This window comes from Campylobacter coli, from assembly GCA_039516895.1.
In the GTDB taxonomy this organism is placed as follows: Bacteria; Campylobacterota; Campylobacteria; order Campylobacterales; family Campylobacteraceae; genus Campylobacter_D; species Campylobacter_D coli_B.
Map to the genome: position 1 here is coordinate 938,851 of CP154437.1, position 21,886 is coordinate 960,736.

The 21,886-nt window shown below is 29.4% G+C and carries 21 protein-coding genes and 7 tRNA genes; 8 read left to right on the top strand and 20 right to left on the bottom strand.

Annotated features, from left to right (window positions below):
* Positions 1-315: 315 nt before the first annotated feature.
* Both AAID94_04725 and AAID94_04730 read right to left on the bottom strand, forming a co-directional pair.
* The gene (locus tag AAID94_04725; GenBank protein ID XAK23164.1) at positions 316-1,914 is read right to left on the bottom strand and encodes a DUF4209 domain-containing protein; all 1,599 of its coding nucleotides are present in this window, start codon (positions 1,912-1,914) and stop codon (positions 316-318) included.
* Positions 1,892-2,029, bottom strand: a complete 138-nt coding sequence (locus AAID94_04730; protein ID XAK23165.1) for a hypothetical protein — start codon at positions 2,027-2,029, stop codon at positions 1,892-1,894. Before AAID94_04730 ends, AAID94_04725 begins: the two co-directional genes overlap by 23 nt.
* Before the next feature lie 263 nt (positions 2,030-2,292).
* Here AAID94_04730 and AAID94_04735 point away from each other — a divergent pair, with 263 nt between their 5' ends.
* From AAID94_04735 to AAID94_04750, 4 genes are all read left to right on the top strand, one after another.
* A complete protein-coding gene (locus AAID94_04735; GenBank protein ID XAK23166.1) occupies positions 2,293-2,859 on the top strand; it encodes a 3'-5' exonuclease in 567 nt (188 codons plus the stop codon).
* Positions 2,856-3,068, top strand: a complete 213-nt coding sequence (locus AAID94_04740; protein ID XAK23167.1) for a helix-turn-helix domain-containing protein — start codon at positions 2,856-2,858, stop codon at positions 3,066-3,068. The genes AAID94_04735 and AAID94_04740 overlap by 4 nt, the downstream gene beginning before the upstream one ends.
* 15 nt (positions 3,069-3,083) lie before the next feature.
* Positions 3,084-3,233, top strand: a complete 150-nt coding sequence (locus tag AAID94_04745) for a hypothetical protein (protein ID XAK23168.1) — start codon at positions 3,084-3,086, stop codon at positions 3,231-3,233.
* A gap of 670 nt (positions 3,234-3,903) precedes the next feature.
* A complete protein-coding gene (locus AAID94_04750) occupies positions 3,904-4,824 on the top strand; it encodes a hypothetical protein (protein ID XAK23169.1) in 921 nt (306 codons plus the stop codon).
* A 99-nt stretch (positions 4,825-4,923) separates the two neighbouring features.
* Here AAID94_04750 and AAID94_04755 read toward each other — a convergent pair whose 3' ends face one another.
* The gene (locus tag AAID94_04755) at positions 4,924-5,952 is read right to left on the bottom strand and encodes a HAMP domain-containing sensor histidine kinase (protein ID XAK23170.1); all 1,029 of its coding nucleotides are present in this window, start codon (positions 5,950-5,952) and stop codon (positions 4,924-4,926) included.
* Complete coding sequence (locus tag AAID94_04760) at positions 5,949-6,833, bottom strand: DUF234 domain-containing protein (GenBank protein XAK24782.1); 885 nt, start codon at positions 6,831-6,833, stop codon at positions 5,949-5,951. Before AAID94_04760 ends, AAID94_04755 begins: the two co-directional genes overlap by 4 nt.
* A 34-nt stretch (positions 6,834-6,867) precedes the next feature.
* Here AAID94_04760 and AAID94_04765 point away from each other — a divergent pair, with 34 nt between their 5' ends.
* On the top strand, positions 6,868-8,142 hold the full coding sequence (locus AAID94_04765) for an aminotransferase class V-fold PLP-dependent enzyme (GenBank protein XAK23171.1): 1,275 nt from the start codon (positions 6,868-6,870) through the stop codon (positions 8,140-8,142).
* Positions 8,143-8,145: 3 nt separating this feature from the next.
* Here AAID94_04765 and AAID94_04770 read toward each other — a convergent pair.
* From AAID94_04770 to AAID94_04805, 8 genes are all read right to left on the bottom strand, one after another.
* Positions 8,146-8,222: transfer RNA gene (locus AAID94_04770), tRNA-Asp, on the bottom strand.
* Positions 8,223-8,243: 21 nt separating this feature from the next.
* Positions 8,244-8,319, bottom strand: a tRNA-Val gene (locus AAID94_04775).
* Between the two features lie 8 nt (positions 8,320-8,327).
* Positions 8,328-8,403 (bottom strand) — tRNA-Arg (locus AAID94_04780).
* Positions 8,404-8,416: 13 nt separating this feature from the next.
* Positions 8,417-8,492, bottom strand: a tRNA-Lys gene (locus AAID94_04785).
* Between the two features lie 3 nt (positions 8,493-8,495).
* A tRNA-Asp gene (locus AAID94_04790) sits at positions 8,496-8,572 on the bottom strand.
* A 21-nt stretch (positions 8,573-8,593) separates the two neighbouring features.
* A tRNA-Val gene (locus AAID94_04795) sits at positions 8,594-8,669 on the bottom strand.
* A 12-nt stretch (positions 8,670-8,681) separates the two neighbouring features.
* A tRNA-Lys gene (locus AAID94_04800) sits at positions 8,682-8,757 on the bottom strand.
* A 61-nt stretch (positions 8,758-8,818) separates the two neighbouring features.
* The gene (locus AAID94_04805) at positions 8,819-9,604 is read right to left on the bottom strand and encodes an amino acid ABC transporter permease (GenBank protein ID XAK23172.1); all 786 of its coding nucleotides are present in this window, start codon (positions 9,602-9,604) and stop codon (positions 8,819-8,821) included.
* Positions 9,605-9,728: 124 nt separating this feature from the next.
* Here AAID94_04805 and AAID94_04810 point away from each other — a divergent pair, with 124 nt between their 5' ends.
* A complete protein-coding gene (locus AAID94_04810; GenBank protein XAK23173.1) occupies positions 9,729-10,106 on the top strand; it encodes a hypothetical protein in 378 nt (125 codons plus the stop codon).
* 7 nt (positions 10,107-10,113) lie between these two features.
* Here the strand turns inward: AAID94_04810 and AAID94_04815 are convergent, their stop codons facing one another.
* The 3 genes from AAID94_04815 to secA are packed head-to-tail and all read right to left on the bottom strand — an operon-like array spanning position 10,114 to position 15,027.
* Positions 10,114-11,244, bottom strand: coding sequence for an inner membrane CreD family protein (locus tag AAID94_04815; GenBank protein ID XAK23174.1), 1,131 nt, complete (start codon positions 11,242-11,244; stop codon positions 10,114-10,116).
* Positions 11,237-12,442 carry an ABC transporter permease gene (locus AAID94_04820; GenBank protein ID XAK23175.1) on the bottom strand — a complete coding sequence of 402 codons (1,206 nt, stop codon included), beginning with the start codon at positions 12,440-12,442 and terminating at the stop codon, positions 11,237-11,239. The genes AAID94_04815 and AAID94_04820 overlap by 8 nt, the downstream gene beginning before the upstream one ends.
* On the bottom strand, positions 12,439-15,027 hold the full coding sequence (gene secA, locus AAID94_04825; protein ID XAK23176.1) for a preprotein translocase subunit SecA: 2,589 nt from the start codon (positions 15,025-15,027) through the stop codon (positions 12,439-12,441). Before secA ends, AAID94_04820 begins: the two co-directional genes overlap by 4 nt.
* 108 nt (positions 15,028-15,135) lie before the next feature.
* Here secA and lolA point away from each other — a divergent pair, with 108 nt between their 5' ends.
* Positions 15,136-15,645 carry a LolA-like outer membrane lipoprotein chaperone gene (gene lolA, locus AAID94_04830; GenBank protein XAK23177.1) on the top strand — a complete coding sequence of 170 codons (510 nt, stop codon included), beginning with the start codon at positions 15,136-15,138 and terminating at the stop codon, positions 15,643-15,645.
* A 3-nt stretch (positions 15,646-15,648) separates the two neighbouring features.
* On the opposite strand, the gene AAID94_04835 is transcribed toward lolA, so the two are convergent.
* Both AAID94_04835 and AAID94_04840 read right to left on the bottom strand, forming a co-directional pair.
* The gene (locus tag AAID94_04835; GenBank protein XAK23178.1) at positions 15,649-16,344 is read right to left on the bottom strand and encodes a flagellar basal body-associated FliL family protein; all 696 of its coding nucleotides are present in this window, start codon (positions 16,342-16,344) and stop codon (positions 15,649-15,651) included.
* 10 nt (positions 16,345-16,354) lie between these two features.
* Entirely contained in the window at positions 16,355-17,698 is a 1,344-nt protein-coding gene (locus tag AAID94_04840) for a DEAD/DEAH box helicase (protein XAK23179.1), read from the bottom strand.
* Between the two features lie 48 nt (positions 17,699-17,746).
* Here AAID94_04840 and AAID94_04845 point away from each other — a divergent pair, with 48 nt between their 5' ends.
* On the top strand, positions 17,747-19,111 hold the full coding sequence (locus tag AAID94_04845) for an SH3 domain-containing protein (GenBank protein ID XAK23180.1): 1,365 nt from the start codon (positions 17,747-17,749) through the stop codon (positions 19,109-19,111).
* Between the two features lie 36 nt (positions 19,112-19,147).
* Here AAID94_04845 and AAID94_04850 read toward each other — a convergent pair whose 3' ends face one another.
* From AAID94_04850 to AAID94_04860, 3 genes are read right to left on the bottom strand one after another with little or no spacing between them, the layout of a single operon-like run.
* Positions 19,148-20,020 (bottom strand): N-carbamoylputrescine amidohydrolase, encoded by an 873-nt coding sequence (locus AAID94_04850; GenBank protein XAK23181.1) that lies wholly within the window; start codon positions 20,018-20,020, stop codon positions 19,148-19,150.
* Positions 20,017-20,904, bottom strand: coding sequence for a cation diffusion facilitator family transporter (locus AAID94_04855; GenBank protein XAK23182.1), 888 nt, complete (start codon positions 20,902-20,904; stop codon positions 20,017-20,019). The genes AAID94_04850 and AAID94_04855 overlap by 4 nt, the downstream gene beginning before the upstream one ends.
* Positions 20,901-21,878: an agmatine deiminase family protein gene (locus AAID94_04860; protein ID XAK23183.1), complete on the bottom strand. Its 978-nt coding sequence runs from the start codon at positions 21,876-21,878 to the stop codon at positions 20,901-20,903. Before AAID94_04860 ends, AAID94_04855 begins: the two co-directional genes overlap by 4 nt.
* Between the last annotated feature and the right edge of the window lie 8 nt (positions 21,879-21,886).

The following is a 21,886-nucleotide window of genomic DNA, read 5'->3' on the forward strand; positions in this document are numbered from 1 at the left end:
CGGTATTTACAGTTTCCATTGCTTTGTTACGAATATTATTCATCTTTATAACCCATTCCATTTGATTTTCAGCCTTAAGCTTTTCCGTTGCATTTTCTTTTTCCACCAGTTGTTTTACTAGCCGGGAAAACATTTTCTCTGCCTGTCATTTATTGAGTAGAATCATGATATTTATTTTGTAAAATTATAATAAAAATACATAAGATAATTATTTAAAATATTGTTATATTTCATATAAACTTAACAAGAAATCAATTTGTATAAATAAAAGTAGTATAAAAATCTCATATTACTTTTATTTTAAAAGCAAAAGTTTCATCTTAGATTTTTATTGTAATAGTAGTTTCCAATAAAAAAATTCATCAAAAAACACCACATATAATCAGCTAACATATAATGCCCGTTAAAAATATCTTGTGAAAATCTTGCATGTGCTATTTTATTTCTAATATTAAAACCTTCTTTACAAAACAATAATCGCAATTCTTTTACAGTATCTTCCTCTAAAAGATTTTGTGATTCAATTTTGTCTAATAAATTTTCTAAAGTTTCATACTCTTGTATTTGGTGATTCTTTTTATCATTCTTTATAATATCTTCGCCTATTATATGTCTTAATATAGCCTCAATGCTTACTGAAGCATATATAAAAAAATCCATATAGTCTTTGTGTATCCCAGCACAAAACATTCTAGCTATGATTTCCTCATATCCTTTTGGAATTATATTATTATCGCAAGTTAAATAATAAAAATATTCTTTATTTGGATAAAATCTTTGTAATAATTTTGATTTTAAAATATCAATCCAAGGATAAAATATGGCTATATAATTATAATACTTCCTAAATAATCCAGAATTATCAATATTTTCTCTTAAATTATCACTATCAAAATACATCACACAGCTCAATAAATCCACAATAGAATTCTTTTCTTCTATTTTTTTAAAATTTGTTTTTAAGCATGGATAAATTCCATAAAAGCATTGAAATAAATTAAAATTAGAATTTAAAAAAATATCCACGTCATTTTCAAATCGTTTTATTGATTCTTGAGTTTCTTTTGAAATATTTATTTCTATAGGTTTAAAATTTGAAATTATTTTTTTATTATTCTCCTGTATTAGCAAATTAATTTTTGATATTTCTTCCTTGTTATTTATTTTATGAGCATAAAATAAAGCATTTTGCAAAATTCCCATTTTTATATCAGGTGATTTCATTTTTGAAAATATTAATAAAAACATATTAACTATTTTTTGACAATTGTCCTTTTCATTATTTTTATCTATTAAATGTAAATTTTCATATAATCCACATACAATATCAGAATTTAACAATAAATAATTATCTTGGTTTATCTCATTGATATGTTTAAGTTTTATTTCAATGATTTCATAAAGTTTTAATTCTATTACTTTTAATTCATCTTTAGTATAAAAATTTTTATATCTTTTAATTAAATTTTCAAATAACTTTATAAAAGCAAAATCTATATTTTCAGATTCTTTACTATGTAAATAATTATTTATAGCTTCTTTTAGTTTTTCCATATATTTATATTCTTTTTCTAATTCAAAGATACAATTTACATTAAGTGCAAACAATACTCCTTCTTCTAACCCATAAGAATCTTTTAAAAATAGTTTATTAAAAAATAAAATAGTATTTTTTATAATAAGCCTAGCTATTTCAGGCTTATTTTTTATATTTTTATATTCTATTAATAAGCATGTTGCAATTTTTAATTGCAATAAAGGATTTTTCACATCATAAACTATATTATTAAGTTGTTCTAAAACTTCTTCTTCTAATATAAAATCATTATATTTGTACTCAAAATAATTAGGATTATAATTATAAAAATAGTATAAAAAATCAATGCTATCTTTATATATTATATTTTTTTTCATTTTCATTGATTTTATCTACTAAGTTGCTAAATAAAACTATATTTTCACAACCACTAAAATCTATATTAAGTATATCATCTGTTATTTTATTTTGTATATTGTTTGTATTTTCCATTAAAAACACCTTTTATTAGTATTAGTATTTTTTTATAATGTTGTTTTTGCTAAAAACTAAATCGCTATAGCCAATTTTCCCTATTATCATATTATACATATTAATACTTTAAAAGAAAAATGATGAGAAAAATCTCATTATTAATATTTTTATTTATTTTGATGAATTTAAAAACGCAAATGAATCACATTGTTTTAATGCGTCTAATGATTTTTTAAACTGCTTTTTACAAAGAAAATGTCAAAAACGAAGCAAAAGCCATAGTGTGTAGAACTAATGCTAAGTTATTTGATATAGCCGTAGAGAATTTAGATAAAAAATTATTTTTTGTAGGAGGGATAAATAGTTATAGTTTTGATGAGTTATTAGACATACAAAATCTTCTTTTTAAAAAACACGAATATATCAAAAACCAATTTATAGTAAAGTTTGCTGATTTAAAGGAGCTTCTTGAATATATTAATGAAACCAAAGAAGTTGATTTAAAGCAAAAAATCTTTGTTCTTTTCAAATATGTGCATGGCGATATTATAAAGCTTATTAAAGCCATTGAAAAAAGTAGCGTAAAAAAACAAGAACAAGCTGATTTAATTTTAAGCACGGGATATAAGAGCAAAGGCTTGGAATGGAACAATGTTGAAATTATTGATGATTTTTTAAACATCAAGCAAGAACTTGAAGAAAGGGATCAAATCACCATAGCAAAAGAAGAATTAAACCTTTTATATGTGGCAATCACAAGAGCCAAAAATTCTCTAAGTATTAGCAAAGATTACTTGCTCGAAAAAGAATTTATACAAGAAAATTTAGAAAGGATAATAATAGAATGAAAATAATTAAAAAATTACAAAAAGATGGAAGCTTCAAAGAGCAAGTTTATTATTCTGTTCAGGAGGTTGCACAAATGCACTCAGTAACGCATACAACAGTTCGCCTATGGATTTCAAGAGGAATTCTAAAAGGTATGAAATTAGGCAAAGGATTTTATATGTCAAAAGAAACCATTCTTGATTTTCAGAAAAATGATGGTTTATTATAATTAAGGAGAGAAAAAATGAGCAGTATAGCAAAAGATAGTCATGTTAAAATGAGAGATTTTTTATTTAATAAATATAACAAAATGACTTTTAGTAGAAAAGAATGTGCTAAAATTCTTGGGATATCTTTGCAAACTTTAGATAGATTGACAAAAGATAAAAAATAAAATCAATGAATATAACTCGTTTTGTATTATTCTCCATTGAAGAAATAGCTAAAATTCTCTCAGGGGCTAAGTCAACAAAATGAACAGAAAAGATAGGGTTGCGCTAGCTACTTATCATAAAAATAAAAAGCTCGCTTGCTTTGATAAGTGAGTAATTTAAAAGTATATGTTAAAGTATATGTTTTTTAGATATTTAATTTTTAAAGTATGGATATTTAGATATTTGATTAATAAATCACACCCCGACCTCAGGCACCATTGCTTCTTAAAATCATAAAATTCCAAAAAAATTTTATTGTTTATATTTGCTCGAAAAAATACTTCCAAAATAGCTGAAATATTTATTTATAGATATTAAGAATATTTTTATATAAATAAAATATGCTTTAAATTATGTTAAATATTTAATTATAAATTATTTAAAAACAATAAGCTCGCTCTCTTAAAATAAGATAAAAATAGCCCTATATTCTTAAATAAGACTAAAAATGTATGATTAAACTTAAATTAAACTAAAATTTGATATAGTTCGCGCGATCAAAAAAGTTTAAATAAAAAATTAAAAAGTCATAGTTATTTAAACTGAAACATTTGTGTTATTTTTCATAGAAAATCATAATACAAATAAAGATCTATATACCGAATAACTAAAAAAAAAGGGGGGGGGGGTATGGAAGCAAAAGGAATAGCGATATTTCCTACAAATGTTGCATTTAGTAAAAAAACAAATGCTTTTTTCACTGAATTAGAAGATCAATTCTTAAAAGAAGGGGTCGGTAATAAAAGTGCCATAAAACTAGATTTTGAATATTATATTTTATATTGTCAATTTTTACAAATAGACAAAGAATCCTTATTTTATGGAAGAAACTATGAACTTGTGTTTTGTTTTTTACTTTATTATAGAGCTTTATTAAATAAAAACAATACTCAAAAAATCGTAGCAAAAATAATAAATGTTATACGTTGCCAAGATAGATTACCAGAGAAAGTGCACTATAGAGAAAAAATAATTTGTATGGATAATCAACACAGAGATCTTTCTCAAACACTAAGTTCATGTATTGCAGAATTTTATAATTCAATTGATCTATACAATACCTTTAGAAAAAATATAGGATTTGAAAATAGAAAAAAGATAGCGATAGAAATGTTAAATCGCGCATCAGAACACTATGGTTTTTTTGGCTTAAGCAGGGGAGGAATAACATATAAAGAAGAAAAAATCTCTTGCGTCCCTATACAAGCATTAGATGAGTTTCATCATGGTATGTCGCATCTATGTGCAGTTTTCTTAAAAGAAGATGGACGATATACCAATCTAGAAAGAGCGATCCCTCACTTCAAACGTGGAATGATGGAAGTATACAAAACAATAATCAGAGATTTTATGATATTAAATAAAGATGCTTTAGGAGTCAAACAAGAAGCCTTAAAAATAAGAGAATTAGAATATCAAACCATAGGAAAACCCAAAACAGTAACAAAAAACCCTACCACAAACCTAACCAATAAAAAAGAAGAGAAAGTTATCCCAGGATATAAAGAACTGTGCGAAAAAATTGTCAGTCAAATCAAAAATGCAAAGTAAAATCGGTATAAATTGAGCTTGAGTATGCAATTTAGCTTATTTGCTATTTGCATACTTAGAGCCATTCTTTGAAGAAATTAAAACAAATCCTATCATAAATTAACTATTATAATGTAAAGGCAAAACAAAATAAAAATTTTTAGGCCAAATTTCAAATTTTAATTCTCCTTTATGAGCATTAATGATTTCTTTAGAAAGCGATAGGCCCAATCCATTTCCCTTAAGTTTAGTAGTCTTAAAAGCTTCAAAAACTAAATTTTCATCTTTGATTTCACAACCATTATCATAAACCCTAATGTATAAATTTTGTTCATCACAGCTTGCTTGAATTTTGATTTTAGGATTTTCGCACTCACTTTCTTCGATCGCATCTATGGCATTATAAATCAAATTTTGCAAAACCAAAGATAAAAGTGCTTTATCTCCATAAATTTTCATATCTAAAAAATTAATTTCAAAATCAATTTGAGATGAGTAATTATAAGAATTTATAGCACTTTCACACTCTTCTGTTAATTCTAAAAGATTAAACTCGCTTGCATTGATATGCACACCCTTGGTAAAAAGCAAAGTAGAATTTACAATACGCTCTACCCTAGCAATAGCCTTTTGAATTTCAAGCACAATATGTTTGTTTTTAAGCTCACTACGAGAAAAAAGCGTGGAGGCAAGTAAGGATATAGAGCCTATGGGATTTCTTATCTCATGCGCTAAATGCGCCGCAACACTTCCCATACTAGCAAGTCTTTCATTGCGTTTTTCATCGCTAATATCCGTAGCTGAAACTATGGTTTTTTCATTATGAGCAATAATTTTAACCGCATAAAATCTATTCTCAAATTCAAGTTCATCACGATTTTTTTCAAGACTGATAATATCAAGCAATTTAGGTTTTTTCAAAGCTTCTTGATTTTGCAAAATAATATTTTTTTCTTTATCTAAAATCCAAAGCGCACTAGGCAAAACCTCGATAATCTCATCTACCATAGCACGCAAAGAATTATAATTTTCGTTTAAAATTTTATATTCGTTTTCTACAATATAAGTTTGCTCTATAAGGCTTTGTAAGCCTTTTTGTAAGGTTTCTTTTTCACTTGAGTCTAGACTTTTTAAAATATTTTCATTCATTTATTTTCCTCTAATAAAATTTTAAAATCATTTAAATCCAATAAAAGCAAATCTTGTTTACAAATTTTATAAAATTCTTTACTAAAACCATTTTTTGAAATAATAATATAATTATTTGGCTCTAGTTTTAAAGATTTTGCTTTTAATTCTAAAAGATTTAAAATATTTCTACAAATTTTTTTATTTTTAAATTTAACTTCGCCGATAAAACTTATCTTGTCATCTTTATAATAAAGATCAAGTTCTAAATTTTTATCCCAATAACTTTGCACCCCACTCACTTGAAATTTTTTTTCAAGCAATTCTCTGGAAAGTTGCTCAAAACAAAAACTTTGATAAAGTTCAAATTTCTCTTTAATCAAAGTTAAAACTTCTTTATAGCGATTTTGCAAAATCAACTTTTCATTGGGTTTTAGAAAATAAAAAAAGAAACGAGTAAATTGATTGGCAAAGATAATTTTATCTTGTATCACATAAGATCTTAATTCTTTTTTAAGTTTTTGTCGTTTATCTCTTACCCTTTTCGCCTCTTTGCTATGCTCAAGTTTTATAATCCCCGCTCTTAAAAGATATTTTAAAGTTGATAAAGCCTTAAAATGCTGAATTTTTCTATTGATAGAAAAACGCTTACGATTGTTTTTAGCTAGCAAGCTAAGAGCGTAAGAAGCGGTCTCATCGAGCTTAAAACAATCCTTGATATCTAAATAGTTTTTGAGCAAAAGATATTCTATATTGTGAAATACATCTTCTTCAAAATTTAAACTATCCAAGCTCTCAAAACCCTCAAAAACACTATAAAAATCAAAAATTTTAGCCAAAGCTGAAGTGTTGCAAATTTTTGCAAAATGATTAAAATTTATATTTTTCCTTTTTAAAAGTATTTTTATAGTATAATTTTAGCAAATTTTTAAAGGATTGTGCTTGCAAATTTCAGATTTAAAAAAAGAAATAATTTTAAAAAAAGGCACCTTGCATTTTGACTTTACCGCTAGTGCTTTGGCATTAAAATGTGTAGAAAAAGAAATTGCAAAAATACTACCAAGTTATGCAAATACTCATTCTGACAGCTCCTTAAACTCTTTTAAAACTCAACAAATTTACGAACAAGCACGCAAAGATATCAAAACAAGTCTTAATCTAAGTGATGAATTTGCACTTATTGCTTGTGGATCAGGCTCTAGCAGTGCTATTAAAAAATTTCAAGAATTACTTGGAATTTATATCCCGCCACTTGTTAAAGAAAGATATTTTGAAAAGGTAGATAAAAGCACCCTACCCTTAGTTATCGTAGGGCCTTATGAACATCATTCTAACGAACTTTCCTTCCGTGAAGGTTTGTGCGAATGTATAAGAATTCCCCTAGATAAAAAAGGAAACATAGACTTTGAAATTTTAGAAAAAGTTTTAAAAGAAAATCAACACAGAAAAATTATCGCTAGTTTTTCCCTAGCTTCAAATGTTACAGGTATATTAAGTGATTATAAACGCATTTCTAAATTAGTGCGTAAATTTAAAGGCATAGTGGCTTTTGATGCATCAAGCTTTATCCCTTATAAAAACATAGCTTGCAAGTATTATGATGCTTTATTTATAAGCTCTCATAAACTAATCGGGGGTATAGGAGGCTCTGGTCTTTTAGCAATCAAAAAAGAACTTTGCGGAAACAAACCAAGCTTTGCCGCAGGAGGAACTGTGGGTTATGTTTCGCGCACCTCTCAATGTTATCTTTGCAATGAAGAGGCTTTAGAAGAAGGAGGGACTCCTGGAATTTTACAACTAATTCGTGCGAGCTTGGCTTTTAAAATAAAAGATGAAATAGGCATAGAAGAAATAGAAAAAAAAGAAGAAATTTTAAAAGAATACTTCTTTGAAAAACTAAAAGCTATACCTCATTTAATCCTATATGCTAATAATATAAAAACTCGCTTACCTATCTTTGCTTTTAATATCAAAAACATTTCTCCTTTTGACTTAGCCTATGAGCTGAGTAAAAAATACCACATAGAAACACGCGCGGGCTGTGCTTGCGCTGGTCCTTATGGGCATGATTTACTAGGCTTAAAAGATAATGAAGAATTAAAAACTAAACCAGGTTGGCTAAGAATTAGTTTACATTATACTCACGAAAAAGAAGATATTGACTATTTCTTTGAAGCACTGCAAAAAAGTATAATAAAATTGAAATTTTAATGATGGCGCAGCGGACGGGGCTCGAACCCGCGACCTCCGCCGTGACAGGGCGGCATTCTAACCAGCTGAACTACCGCTGCACCCAAGAAGTAATAATTTAATGGTGGTCACTATAAGACTCGAACTTATGACATCCACCTTGTAAGGGTGGCGCTCTACCAACTGAGCTAAGCGACCTTAATTTTTGGCGACCCCTAGAGGATTTGAACCTCTGTTTCCACACAGAGAGAGTGTTGTCCTGGGCCACTAGACGAAAGGGTCTAAACCCGATAAGTGGTGTCCCGTGTTGGATTCGAACCAACGGCCCCCTCCTTAAAAGGGAGATGCTCTACCGGCTGAGCTAACGAGACAGATGGCGCAGCGGACGGGGCTCGAACCCGCGACCTCCGCCGTGACAGGGCGGCATTCTAACCAGCTGAACTACCGCTGCACCCAAGAAGTAATAATTTAATGGTGGTCACTATAAGACTCGAACTTATGACATCCACCTTGTAAGGGTGGCGCTCTACCAACTGAGCTAAGCGACCTTAAAAAATAAGTGGTGTCCCGTGTTGGATTCGAACCAACGGCCCCCTCCTTAAAAGGGAGATGCTCTACCGGCTGAGCTAACGAGACATTTTTTAAATGAAAATGTGATTATGCCAAAATATATACCAATTTGTCAAGGAAATTTAGCCTATTTTTGATATTTTCTTTCCAAATAGCGCGAAAATATACCTATGGGCAAGGTTAAAATAAGATATGCAAAGGCCAAAACGATATATCCTTCCAAGGTTGCAAAGATATACGAATTTACCTCTTGTATGCTTTGAGTAAGCTCATTAAGCGCAATCACGCTTAGTAAAGAACTATCTTTAATAAGATTGGCAAGTTGCCCACTAATAGGAGCTAAAATATTTTTAATAGCTTGAGGAAAAATGATATATAAAAAAATTTGCCTCTCACTAAGTCCTAAGGCTCTAGCACTTTCTATTTGAATGATAGGCACACTTAAAACGCCTGCTCTAAAAATTTCAGATAAATAAGCCGCTGAAAACATTGAAAGGATAAATATCCCTACAACATAGCGATCGTCAAATCCTAAACTATTTGCAATGATATAAAAAACCAAAAGTACTTGCACAAGTAAAGGAGTTCCACGGATAAGCTCTACATATAAAGTAGCAAAAAATCTCAAAATAATAATCTTACTCAAAGAAAAAAAGCAAATTACAACCCCTAAAATTATGCTACACATTAAAGCAAAAAAACTAACAGATAAGGTTTGAAAAAAACCATAGATAATTTTATTTTTATATTCTAATAAAGAAGTAAAATCAAAATGATAAGCGCTCACACTAAAGCTAAAATAAAAAAATAAGCTTAAGATAAAAATCAAAATTAAAGCATTAAAAAATATCACTTTTTTAGAAAGTGGTTTTTGGATTTTGAAATTTTTACATTTTTGTATAAATAAAGACAAGTTTTCTCCTTTTTATTGTAGATATTTTAGCCAAAGTCTAATTAAATTTAATTAAGCTCTAATTTTAAAATTTTTTATAAGTTAAACTTAACTATGATTATAAAAACAAAATAAGGAAACTAAAATGTTGATTTTAGGACACTATTTATTAACACAAAATTCGAATTTTTGCTTTATTAATGAAAGCAAAAAACTAAAAAAAGATCAAATTTCTTGCTTTTTATACAATGAAGAAATCATCCAAAATGCAAAAAATGAAAATTTGGATTTTGCTATTTTGATACAAGATAAAAATGAAATTTTTCTAAGCAATGCTTTAGGGGCTAAATTTTTACTTTTTGATGATGAAAATTTAGCTCGTTTTGCTTCTGAAGTAGCAGAATTTTATCTCTTTGATAGTAAAATTTTACTCCTAGTAGAAAATTTACACAAGCTTGAAAAAGCTTATGAATTAAGACTTGATGGAGTGATTTTAAAAAGTCTGATACAAGATTATCATTAAGAAAAAATCATCCTTGATGATAATCTTTATTTAAATTTCTAGTAAAATACATAGCTGCATAAATTCCAAACATAGCTATAAAGGTTCCTATCAATAATGCATATTCATCTTGCTTTAACATAATAAACAAGCATAAATATAAAATAAATAAAATCGTAGCCATTACTATAGCAAAACGCTTTTGCCCCATGATACTTAAAGTGTAAAGTGATAAAGGTATAATTATAGCCAAGCTTGAAAAAAGATAAGCAAAATTAAATCCTACGCGCTCGCTAAAACTTAAAAGCATAAGATAAAATACTATCAAGCTTGCTCCTAAAATCGCATATTGAAGCAAAATAACATTTTTCTTTGAGGCAAGCTCACATAAAAACAATACCAAGAAGGTTAAAATAATAAATAAATATCCATATTTTATCATACGATCAATCAAGCGATAATCATCCACCCCTTGATAAAATTCAACGCTTAATCTTTTTTTCTCGACTTTATCATCTAAAATACTATTTTCAAATTCATAAAAAGCACTAAAACCTTTTTTATCAACAGAATAATCATTAGGTAAAGCATATTCAAAAGAAGGATTTGTGGCATTTGAGTTTATATGTATGATATTTTCTTTAGCTTGTAGATTAGCATCAAAAGAACCATAACCTTTTAATTGCAAAGTTCCACTTACCCATAATATATCTTCTAAGACATTAAATTGCAAATTCCTTAATTTTCCTTTAAAAAATTGGATAGAATTTTCATCAAAATTGCTTAAATTTTCTATATTAAAGCTTGCATTAAAATCTACAAAAGCAGTATAAAGTGGAATTTTATAAATACCCTTAGTACGTTCTTGATATTTTAAATCCACCCAAAGTTCTAATTTATTAGGCAAAATTTTCTCATTTAAACTTGGCGTATAAAACTCATCACTACCCCAAGCTTTTCCCATCAATGAAACAACATTTTGCGCACTATATTTTCTATCTTCCACTAAAGTTTTTAACATCAATAAAGGAATAAGCAAAGCTATGCTTATAATAAAAATCAAAACACCTTTTAAAGTAAGAGATTTTAGTCTTTGATTTCTAGCATATTCTTGCATGAATTTATTTTCGTCAAATTTTTGTTCCATTTTTTTATTCATTTCTTAAAGTATCTAAAACATTGATTTGTGTTGCTTTTTTAGCAGGATAATAAGAAGATAAAGCAATGATTATCAAAGCACCCACCAAGGTTAAAGAAAAATCCATCACAGATAAATCAAGCGGTAATTTACTCGTACCATAAACATCTGCAGGCAAGGTAATAATATCAAAATTTCCTAAAAGCCACAAAGCAAAAAATGCAAGTATGATTCCTATGATCATACCGCCACCACCTATTAGCATGCCTAAGGCAAAAAAGCTTTTCTTTATTTCCAATTTACTTGCACCTAAGGCAAGCAAAAGTGCGATTTCAGCACGACGATTCATCACTATCATCAGTAAAGAACTCACTATATTTAAACTTGCCACCAAAATAATAAGCATTAAAACTATAAAAAGTGCTCTTTTTTCAAGCTTAAGAGCAGAAAAGAAGTTTTGATTTTGCTCCCACCAGCCTACAACGGCATAATCACTTTTTAGGTAGGATTTAAGTTTTTCTACATCTTTAAATGCATTTTCACTATAAACATGCACACCATCATAACTTTGCTGATTGCTGATACCAAGTACTTTTCGAAGCGCATTTACATCCGTATACATATAAGCTTTATCATAAAATATAAGCCCTGAAGTAAAACGCGCTTTCACATCAAAGCGTTTAGCTTGCGGAACTAAAGAAAATCCACTGGGACTAAGATTTGAAAAGATAAGTGAAAGTTTGTCGTTTTTATGTAAGTTAAGTTCATCTGCAAGCACCGAACCCACAAGTATATCAAAACCACTTAAATTCTCATCTTTTAAAGCTTTAGCCACCACTTCATTGATTTTAATTTCATCATTGAAATTCACACCAAAAAGGACGCCTCCTTCAAAGCGATTATCTGCTTTTGCTACAACTTGAGTGCTAATATACGGACTAAAAAGCAAATGGGGAAATTCTCTTTTAAGCTCTTTTACCAAATCTTCATCCATAGGAGAATAAAATTTTGGCACTATGGTAATAGGATAATTCATCACAAAAAAACGCTTTTCAAATTCTTTATCAAAGCCATTCATGATAGCCATTGCCACAAGCAAAACACAAAGTCCTACACAAACCCCTAAAAAAGCCAAAAGCATAGAGAGATTGATAAAGGGTTGCTCTTTATCAAATCTTAAGTATTTAAAAAGTAGATATTTTAAAACGCTTTTTTTCAAGCTAAAATTCCTTGTTTAGGCCCGCTTTTTCCATGGCATTCTTTAAATTTTTTACCGCTTCCGCAAGGGCAAGGAGCATTGCGTGGAACTTTTTTAAATTCAGCCTCGCCTAAATTATCCTCACTAGCACCCATTTCCACCGATTTTTCAAATAAAGCTTCATTTTCTTGATTTGCTTTTTCTTCTAAATTCTGCGCTTCTTCTTGGCTAAATTTCACGCTAAAAAGCAACTTAATGCTATCAAATTTGATACGATTAACAAGCTCTAAAAAAAGATTATAACTTTCTTTTTTGTATTCCACTAAAGGATCTTTTTGATTGTATCCGCGAAGTCCTATACCTGTTTTTAAAATATCCATTTGATACAAATGCTCACGCCAAGCATTATCCAAAACTTGTAAATACAAAATACGTTCTATATGATGAAGTTGCTTAGAATCTAATTTTGACATTTTTTCATCGTATGATTTTTCTAAAACTTCACTTAATTTTTCTTGCATTTCAATCAAGCTAAGATTTTCAAAATCACTTTGCTTGAGTTCAACAGAACATTCATCTAAAATTTTAGCTTTTAAATTTTCAAAATTTAAATCCGCTCCACTTTCTTCAATCATAAAATCATTCATAATATAAGCGCTATATTCTGCAATATTTTGTGAAATTTTAGTTTTAATATCATATTCTTCATCTAAAAGTTCATTACGGTAACGATAGATAGTCTTTCTTTGTTCATTGGCCACATCATCGTATTCGAGCAAATGTTTTCTACTTTCAAAATGCAAGCTTTCAACCTTTTTTTGCGCATTTTCAACTGCTCTTGTTACAATCCTTGATTCTATATGTTCACCCTCTTGTATCCCTAAGCGATCCATAATATTTTTGATACGATCTCCGCCAAAAATTCTTAAAAGATTGTCTTCCAAACTCAAATAAAAACGGCTAATACCTGGATCACCCTGTCTTCCGGCACGACCGCGAAGTTGATTATCAATCCTACGGCTTTCATGTCTTTCTGTACCGATGATATAAAGTCCGCCTAAAGCCCTTATCTCATCATCGATTTTTATATCCACGCCACGACCTGCCATATTTGTAGCGATAGTCACTGCACCTTTTTTACCCGCATCTTGGATAATTAAAGCTTCTTGCTCGTGATTTTTAGCATTTAAAACATGATGAGGAATTTTTTCTTTTACAAGCATATTGTGAAAAACTTCACTTCTTTCAATGCTCGCAGTTCCTACAAGTACAGGCTGACCTTTAGCATTTGCTTTTTTGATTTCTTCGATTACAGCTTTAAATTTTTCATTTTGAGTTTTATAAATCAAATCGTCTTTATCCTGTCTTTTAATAGGAATATTTGTAGGTATAGAAACAACATCCAAGCTGTAAATTTGAGAAAATTCAGTCGCTTCAGTTTGTGCTGTTCCTGTCATACCAGCTAATTTTTCATACATTCTAAAATAATTTTGAAATGTAATATCAGCTAAAGTCTGACTTTCTTCTTGAATTTTTACATTTTCCTTAGCCTCTAAAGCTTGATGAAGTCCTTCGCTAAATCGACGCCCCTCGCTTAAACGACCTGTAAATTCATCGACGATGATTACTTCGTTATTTCTTAAAACATAATGCACATCTTTTTCAAAAAGATTGTGTGCTTTTAAAGCTTGATCAAGCTGATGAGCTAAGATGGCATTATCAAGGCTGTATAAATTTTCTACACCAAATAATTTTTCAGCCTTAGCAATTCCTGCTTCTGTGATTAAGATATTGCGATTTTTTTCATCCACTATAAAATCACCTTCAGGCTTAGCAGGAGGTAAAACTGCCTCACCTCTTTGCATTTGCTTAGCTACTTCATTTGCTTTGATATAACCATCTAAAGTACGATTTGTAGGGCCACTGATGATAAGTGGAGTTCTTGCTTCATCAATTAAAATGCTATCTACTTCATCCACGATAACAAAATGATGTTCTCTTTGCACCTTTTCAGCCTTTGAAAATTTCATATTATCGCGCAAATAATCAAAGCCAAATTCATTATTTGTCCCATAAGTAATATCACAATCATAGGCTTTTTTATGCTCTAAATCACTATTTTGAGATGAAAGAATCACGCCTACGCTAAAGCCTAGGAAATTATAAATTGCGCTCATTTGTTCGGCATCTCTTTTAGCCAAATAATCATTGACTGTAACTACATGCACACCTTTTCCATTCATAGCATTTAGCACAACAGGCAAGGTTGCCACAAGAGTTTTACCCTCCCCTGTTTTCATTTCTGCGATCTTTCCCTCATGCAAAACCATACCGCCGATTAACTGCACATCAAAATGGCGCATATTTAAAGTTCTTTTTCCTACTTCTCTAACTATGGCAAAAACATCATTTAAAATATCATTTTCTTTTTTTTCTCCGCTTAGAATTTGCTCTTTAAATTTTCCAAATTCAGCCTTTAATTCATCATCACTTAAATTTTGATATTTACTCTCAAGAGCATTTATTTGTGCTACTCGTTTAAGATACTTTTTTACCTCACGATCATTTTTTGTCCCAAATACGGCTTTTAAGGTATTTAAAAACATTTTTAAACCTCTTTTGATATTTTTTTCAAGCTATGATTATAACGATTATTTAATTAAAATTAGCTAGAATGTTATAAAAATTCCAAAATAAATTTAGAAGGCAAGCGTATGAAAAAAATATTTTGTTTATTTTTCTTTTGTTTAAGTCATATTTTAGCTATTGATCTTAATTTTAATACCTATTCTAGTAATTTCACGCAGTCAGTAAAATCAAAAGATTCAACCCTTTCATACTCAGGGCATTTTATTTTAAGTCAAGAACAAGCTTATTGGAGCTATGACACTCCAAGCAAAAAAGAAATATATATTAATAAAAATCAAATTGTTTTAGTAGAACATGATTTAGAACAAGTTGTCTTTTCGCGTCTTGATAATATCCCTAATCTTAATGAAATTTTTAAAAAAGCAAAACATTTAAACGACAATCAACTGATCGCAAAATATGAAAATATAAATTATACTATCACACTCAAAGATAATGAAATTCAAAGCATTGCTTATAAGGACGAATTTGAAAACGATATTTTAATCACTCTAAATCATCAAATCAAAAACCCTGCTGTCAATCCTGAAGTTTTTAAAGCCAAATTTCCTAATCATTACGATATGATTCGATAAGATTTAAGGCATAGTTGAATTTGTATCCAAATTCAACTCAAAGCCTTTTTCTTTAGAGTTATTATTTTCTTTAAAAATTTGCGGTGGATTTGCGATCAAATCTCGCTTTATCTTCTCTTCTATATCTGTAATTTTAGGGATGTTAAGGGTATTGATATCAATTTCTCCATTATCATATTGATTTTGTGTATTATCATCTTGAAAAAGTTGATCTATTTGTGGAGTTTCTATATCGGAAATATTTGGAACCGCAGGAGTTTGAGGAATTTCTAAATTATCAAGAGCTTTTTTAACTTCACTGCCTACATTTTTTTCCTTAGCTTCAGTACTTGCCAAGAAACGCTTAAATTCTTCTAAATCAAATTTTTCTACTCCGCTTAGAGATAAGATATAAATCTCGTTGATTTTAATTTTGTATTTTTTATCTATAAATTTTTCTAAAGTTTTTTTAAAATTATTTTTTCCAAGTTCTGTAAAAATATCTTCATAAAAAAATCCAGAAATCACGGTATTTACCGCATCTGTAAGCTTGTTTTCGTTTTCTTTTAATTTCTCGCCTTCAAATTCTAAAGAAATTTCAACTTTTTTAAGCACATTTGCCCCGCTTTTTGAGTATAAATCTGTTCTTATTTTATCAAGTTCTAGACTTTGTGCATTAAGGCTTAAAGATAAAAAAGTAAGTAAAAATATTTTTTTCATTCTCATCCTTTTAAATGATATTATTTTCTAATTCAAGATCTAAAAAATCATTATTTTGATAAAATTCTCTTACGCTTGTATCGAATTTTAAAATACTAGCAAAATAGGCTTTAAAATTTATTCTTTTTGTAAAATAAATTTTAAGAGTAGTAGGATTTATAGCACGCGACAAAGCCACATAAAGCTGTCCGTTTTCAAAAATATGATCGATATCACATACTAATTTTTCTATACTCATACCCTGTGATTTATGTATGGTAATAGCATAAGCTAGTTTAATGGGAAATTGACTTACACTTGCAAGCACATTGATAAACATTTCATTGTTGTTTTGCTCAAGCTCTTCCATGAAAAATACATAGGGTTCAAGCATGATTTTAACACCATTACTTTTCATAATACCAATATAAGTTTTATCCTCTTCATAAGTAATGCTTTCAATGATACCTTGCTCGCCATTGTAATATCCCTTATCCCAATTATTTACACAAAAAATAATGCGTGCGCCTATTTTGATCTTAAGCTCATCTAAAATATTTAAACTTTTTATCCAAGTTTGAATTTTATGCTCGTCTATATCTTTGCATTCTTTACGAATTTCAGCTTTAAAGCAAACAAGTGGACTTTCAAGCTTGCTTAATCTATCATCATTGACAGCATTTACCTTTTTATTTATGCTACAAAGCAAGGTATAATCATCATCTAATTCTTCTAATTCTTTTGTATTTATACATAAATTTTCAAAAAAATTTAAAATTTTATCATCTAAAAATCCTTGTCTAATCAAGGATAAATTTCCATAAAATTCTAAATTATGCGTTCTTTTTGGCTGAGTTAGTTTGATATTTTTAAATTTTAATTCCTTCCAAAAAAAGGAAGAAAAAGCATAAGTAGAATTTGCAAAAAGATTTTCTTTTTTTTCTTTAATCACGGGCGGTAATTGAAAAAAATCACCCACAACTAAAATTTTACCATCAAATTGCGAATTTTTTAATCTAAAACCTATCATCTCAAAAATATCAGCACTTACCATAGAAATTTCATCGATGATAATCAGATCAATTTTTTTAAGACTTTCTTTTAATTTTACAACCCTTTCTCTTTGTTTTTGATTGCGATCAAAAACACTAAGCATATCCATATCTTGACAATAACCCAAACAAAAAAAGCTATGTAGAGTTACTCCTGCTATATTAAATGCCGAAAGCGCACTAGAACCAAGAGCTACAACGATCTTGCCTTGTCTTTTATAAGAGCGTATGAGTTCATTGGTTAAAAAACTTTTCCCAACACCTGCACCACCGCTTAAAAAAACATTATCATAGGCTAAAAATTTCTCTAGTTTATCAAGCATTATATTTCCTTAGCTTTAATTATAACTACTTTTTGTAAAAGGTTGATTATGAAAATTTGGCTATATCCTTGTCTTGCAACATTATTTTTTACCGCTTGCTCTTTGAAAGAATCGGGGTTAAATTCAAACCCATCACAGAGTATTTCAAATTTTGAATATCAACAAGACTCGCACTATGCAAAACTCGAATTTGATCAAAATATCAGTGTTTTATCTAAAATGAATCAAAATATAAATTTTGATTCTCAAAAATACAAGCAACATTTTTTTAGCCCATGGCACAGCTCTTTTAAAGCTTTAGAGAATCAAAATCTTTTTTGGTCATTTTCTTTATATACAAATCCTAAAAATATTTATTATTTCTTTAATAAGCAAGTAATACCCTTATCTTGGTTTGAAAAAACCATAGATAATGCAAACACCAAAGAACTAGGCAAGCTCAACAAAAAAGCATTAATTATACAAAATACCCTTGTTAAAAATATCCCTACGCAAAGAGTGATTTTAAAAAATCCTTATCTTGAAAGCGAAGGAATTCCCTTTGATTATGCAAGTGATAGCATTTTAAATGCAGGTACTCCTATCCTAGTTTCGCATTTTAGCAAGGATAAACGCTATGCTTTTGTATTGAGTGAAGCAGGAGTGGGGTTTATAGAAAGTAAAGATTTAGAATTTTTTTCTGACAGCAGGGCGCAAATTTATGAAAAACTTAACTTTCTTACACCTTTAAAAGAAAAATTAGCCATTTTAGATGAAGATGGAAATTTTTTCTTTGAAAGCAGAATCGGAGCGCTTTATCCTTATTATAAAGAAGATAAAAATTATTTTTACGGAAAAATAGGCCCTAAAAAATACAAGATATCTAAAGATAATGCAAGTAAATTTCCTCTCAATTTTAATGATGAAAATTTAAAAAATCAAATTTCTGAAGTTTTAAATTTACCTTATGGCTGGGGCGGTTATAATTTCGAAAGGGATTGTTCTTTACTTACTCGCGATGTCTTTTCAGCTTTTGGGCTTTATTTGCCAAGAAATTCAGCTGCACAAAAAAATTCTTTTACGCATTTTGATATAAGCACTCTTGATAATTCTCAAAAAAAAGATTTCTTAGATCGTTTTGGAAAAGCTTATTTAAATTTACTCTATTTGCCTGGTCACATAATGCTTTATGCAGGAAAAATTTCAGATAAAAATGTCGCTGTACACAATATATGGGGATTAAGAAAAGATGAAACCCAAAGACTGCTTATAAGCTCGAGTGTTATTACTAGTTTAGAGATTGGAAAAGATGAAATTTCAAAAGAAAATTTATTGCTTTCAAGACTTAAGGAAGTGAGTTTTATTTATTTAAATAAAGAAGAAAAAGAACAAATTACAAATTACTTAGAAAAGTTAAAAAATAAAGCAGATTAATTTTTAAAGCTCTTTATTAAAGAGCTTTTTAATTTTTCAATCAATAAATCTTTTTGATAAATCGCTAAAATACTCTATGCGTCTATCGCGTAAAAAAGGCCACCAACGACGTACATTTTCACTTCTTTCTAAATCAATATCCACAAGCTTTACGCATTCATTTTCGCTATCTAAAATACAAATTTCTTCACCTTGTGGCCCAAAAACAAAAGAATTTCCCCAAAATCTTATCCCCTCTTCTACACCACTTTTATCCTCTTCAAAGCCCACTCTATTGACTGCTACGGTATATAAACCATTAGCAATAGCATGTCCTTTTTGAACCCCTAGCCAAGCGCCAAGTTGTCTTTGTTTTTCTTCTTTTTCATCCTTGTCAAACCAACCAATAGCAGTAGGATAAATCAGAATTTGAGCTCCTTTTAAAGCCATAAGTCTAGCCGCTTCAGGATACCACTGATCCCAACAAACAAGTACTCCAAGCTTTCCTAAACTTGTATTTATAGGTTCAAAACCCAAATCACCTGGAGTAAAATAGAATTTTTCATAAAAACAAGGATCATCAGGTATATGCATCTTGCGATACTTTCCTGCTATACTTCCATCTTTTTCAAAAACTACAGCAGTATTATGATAAAGCCCTGCGCTTCTTTTTTCAAAAAGCGAAGTAAGTAAAACTACACCGTGTTTCTTTGCTACGCTCGACCAAAACTGCACATCTTTTTCATAATCATTTGCCAAATCAAAAAATTCCACATTTTCACTTTGGCAAAAATACTCGCTTTGATGAAGCTCTCCTAAGCAAACAAGCTCGGCTCCTTGCTTAGCAGCTTGTTCGACAAATTCGCAAGTTTTTTCTATAGTTTTTTCTTTAGTAGAGTGAAATTTTTGTTGAATTAGTGCAATTTTCATTGTCTTTGCCTTTCTTGTTCTTCATCATCATAAGGATCTAGGTGAATTTGTATATCCCATTTCTCCCCATTAAACATTTCGCGCACGCCATTTTCTATCTCATCTGAAACTTTGTGTGCGCTTAAAAGCGAAATTATAGGACAAAACACCAAATGAACGCTTAAATAATTGCAATTTGGAGTTTTGCGTGTTTTTAACTCATGATAAGAAACAACTTCAGGATTGCTAGATATTAAAGCGCAAATTTGACTGACTTGTTCTTTAGGCAAAGCTTCATCCATTAAAAAAGCTAAAGCTTTTTTAATAATTTTAAAAGCAGAAAATGCAGTATAAAGACTTACAACTATACCAAAAATCGCATCAATAATATGCAAATTTGTAAAATAGATCAAAACCAAAGCTGCTAAGGTGCAAGCATTGGTTAAACAGTCTGTTTTATAATGCAAAGCATCACTTTCTATAATCAAACTTTTAGTTTTTTTAACCACATAATTTAAAAAAAGCACAAGTAAAAAAGTAAGTATTAAAGCAAAGATCATTACATAAATACTTGCATTTAAATTAATAATTTCTTCTTTGTAGTAAATTTTTAAAATACTTTCATAAAAAATAAAAATCCCTACTGATACGATGAAAGCACCTTCTAAAAGTCCCATCAAAGCTTCGATTTTGGAAAAACCAAAATTATAATTCTCATTTGCCTTTTGAGAGCTTTTCTTTAAGGCTAAAAAGTTAAAAGCCGATATTGCAAAATCCATCAAAGAATCAATCGCACTTGAAAGCACAGCCACTGAGCCACTCGTTAATCCCACCACAAATTTAATCAAAGCTAACACTATGGCACATAAACTCGCTATAAGTGTTGCTTTTTTTTGCAAATTCATCTTAAGCCCTTGAAACGGTTTTGACAAGAGCAGTGCAAAGAGCCATTTTGGCGTAAAAATACTCTTGCATCTACGCCTATAATCTTGCGTTTAGGCAATGCTTTGGCCAATCTTTGCTTTATAATTTCATCATTTTCATCCTTATAAAAAGGCATAATCAAGGCATCATTTACAAAAACAAAATTTGCATAAGTAGCTCCAAGTCTTCTTCCTTCATAATATAAAGGCTTTGGCAAGGGTAATTCTACTAAATCAAACCCTGTTGCTTCAAGTTCTTTTTTCATCTTTTGCAAGGGTATATAATGCTCATCTTCCTCATCTTCACAAATAGAATATGCTATAGTATTTTTATCGATAAATCTTGCCAAAGTATCGATATGATGATCTGTATCGTCACCTTTTATAAAACCATTTTCTAGCCAAATGATTTGCTTTAAGCCAAAAATTTCTTTTAACCTTGCCTCAATTTGGCTTTTATCCAAATGAGAATTTCTGTTTTCATTTAAAAGACAATTAGAACTTGTAAGCATCACACCTTCGCCATTAAAATCAATGCTTCCACCCTCTAAAATAAAATCTATTTTTGTAAGCTTTTCGTTAAATTTTTCTTTGAAAAGTTTAGAATTTACTTCATTATCCAACTCGCTTTGAAATTTATTTCCCCAAGCATTAAAAGTAAAATCAAGAGCTTTTAAATGATTGTCTTCTAAAACATCAATAGCACCAAAATCGCGTATCCATGTATCATTAGTATCGCATATAAAAAATTCTACATTTGTCATATTTTCAAATGGAGCAAAGTCGCTTTTATTAGGAGCGATAAGTAAAACCTTTTGAAATTCACTTGTTGCCTTAACAAATTCCTTATAAGCCTGTATAATCTCTCCTAAATAAGGCTTCCAATCGCTCTTTTCATGAGGTAAAGAAAGCATTAAATATTCTTGCTCACTCCATTCGGGAATTGATTTTATCATTTAACTAC

Coding starts and splice junctions, on each gene's coding strand:
- AAID94_04725 (XAK23164.1), bottom strand. CDS start 1,914: ATGAAAAAAAATATAATATATAAAGATAGCATTGATTTTTTATACTAT.
- AAID94_04730 (XAK23165.1), bottom strand. CDS start 2,029: ATGGAAAATACAAACAATATACAAAATAAAATAACAGATGATATACTT.
- AAID94_04740 (XAK23167.1), top strand. CDS start 2,856: ATGAAAATAATTAAAAAATTACAAAAAGATGGAAGCTTCAAAGAGCAA.
- AAID94_04745 (XAK23168.1), top strand. CDS start 3,084: ATGAGCAGTATAGCAAAAGATAGTCATGTTAAAATGAGAGATTTTTTA.
- AAID94_04750 (XAK23169.1), top strand. CDS start 3,904: ATGGAAGCAAAAGGAATAGCGATATTTCCTACAAATGTTGCATTTAGT.
- AAID94_04755 (XAK23170.1), bottom strand. CDS start 5,952: ATGAATGAAAATATTTTAAAAAGTCTAGACTCAAGTGAAAAAGAAACC.
- AAID94_04810 (XAK23173.1), top strand. CDS start 9,729: ATGTTGATTTTAGGACACTATTTATTAACACAAAATTCGAATTTTTGC.
- AAID94_04815 (XAK23174.1), bottom strand. CDS start 11,244: ATGAATAAAAAAATGGAACAAAAATTTGACGAAAATAAATTCATGCAA.
- secA (XAK23176.1), bottom strand. CDS start 15,027: ATGTTTTTAAATACCTTAAAAGCCGTATTTGGGACAAAAAATGATCGT.
- lolA (XAK23177.1), top strand. CDS start 15,136: ATGAAAAAAATATTTTGTTTATTTTTCTTTTGTTTAAGTCATATTTTA.
- AAID94_04835 (XAK23178.1), bottom strand. CDS start 16,344: ATGAAAAAAATATTTTTACTTACTTTTTTATCTTTAAGCCTTAATGCA.
- AAID94_04840 (XAK23179.1), bottom strand. CDS start 17,698: ATGCTTGATAAACTAGAGAAATTTTTAGCCTATGATAATGTTTTTTTA.
- AAID94_04845 (XAK23180.1), top strand. CDS start 17,747: ATGAAAATTTGGCTATATCCTTGTCTTGCAACATTATTTTTTACCGCT.
- AAID94_04850 (XAK23181.1), bottom strand. CDS start 20,020: ATGAAAATTGCACTAATTCAACAAAAATTTCACTCTACTAAAGAAAAA.
- AAID94_04855 (XAK23182.1), bottom strand. CDS start 20,904: ATGAATTTGCAAAAAAAAGCAACACTTATAGCGAGTTTATGTGCCATA.
- AAID94_04860 (XAK23183.1), bottom strand. CDS start 21,878: ATGATAAAATCAATTCCCGAATGGAGTGAGCAAGAATATTTAATGCTT.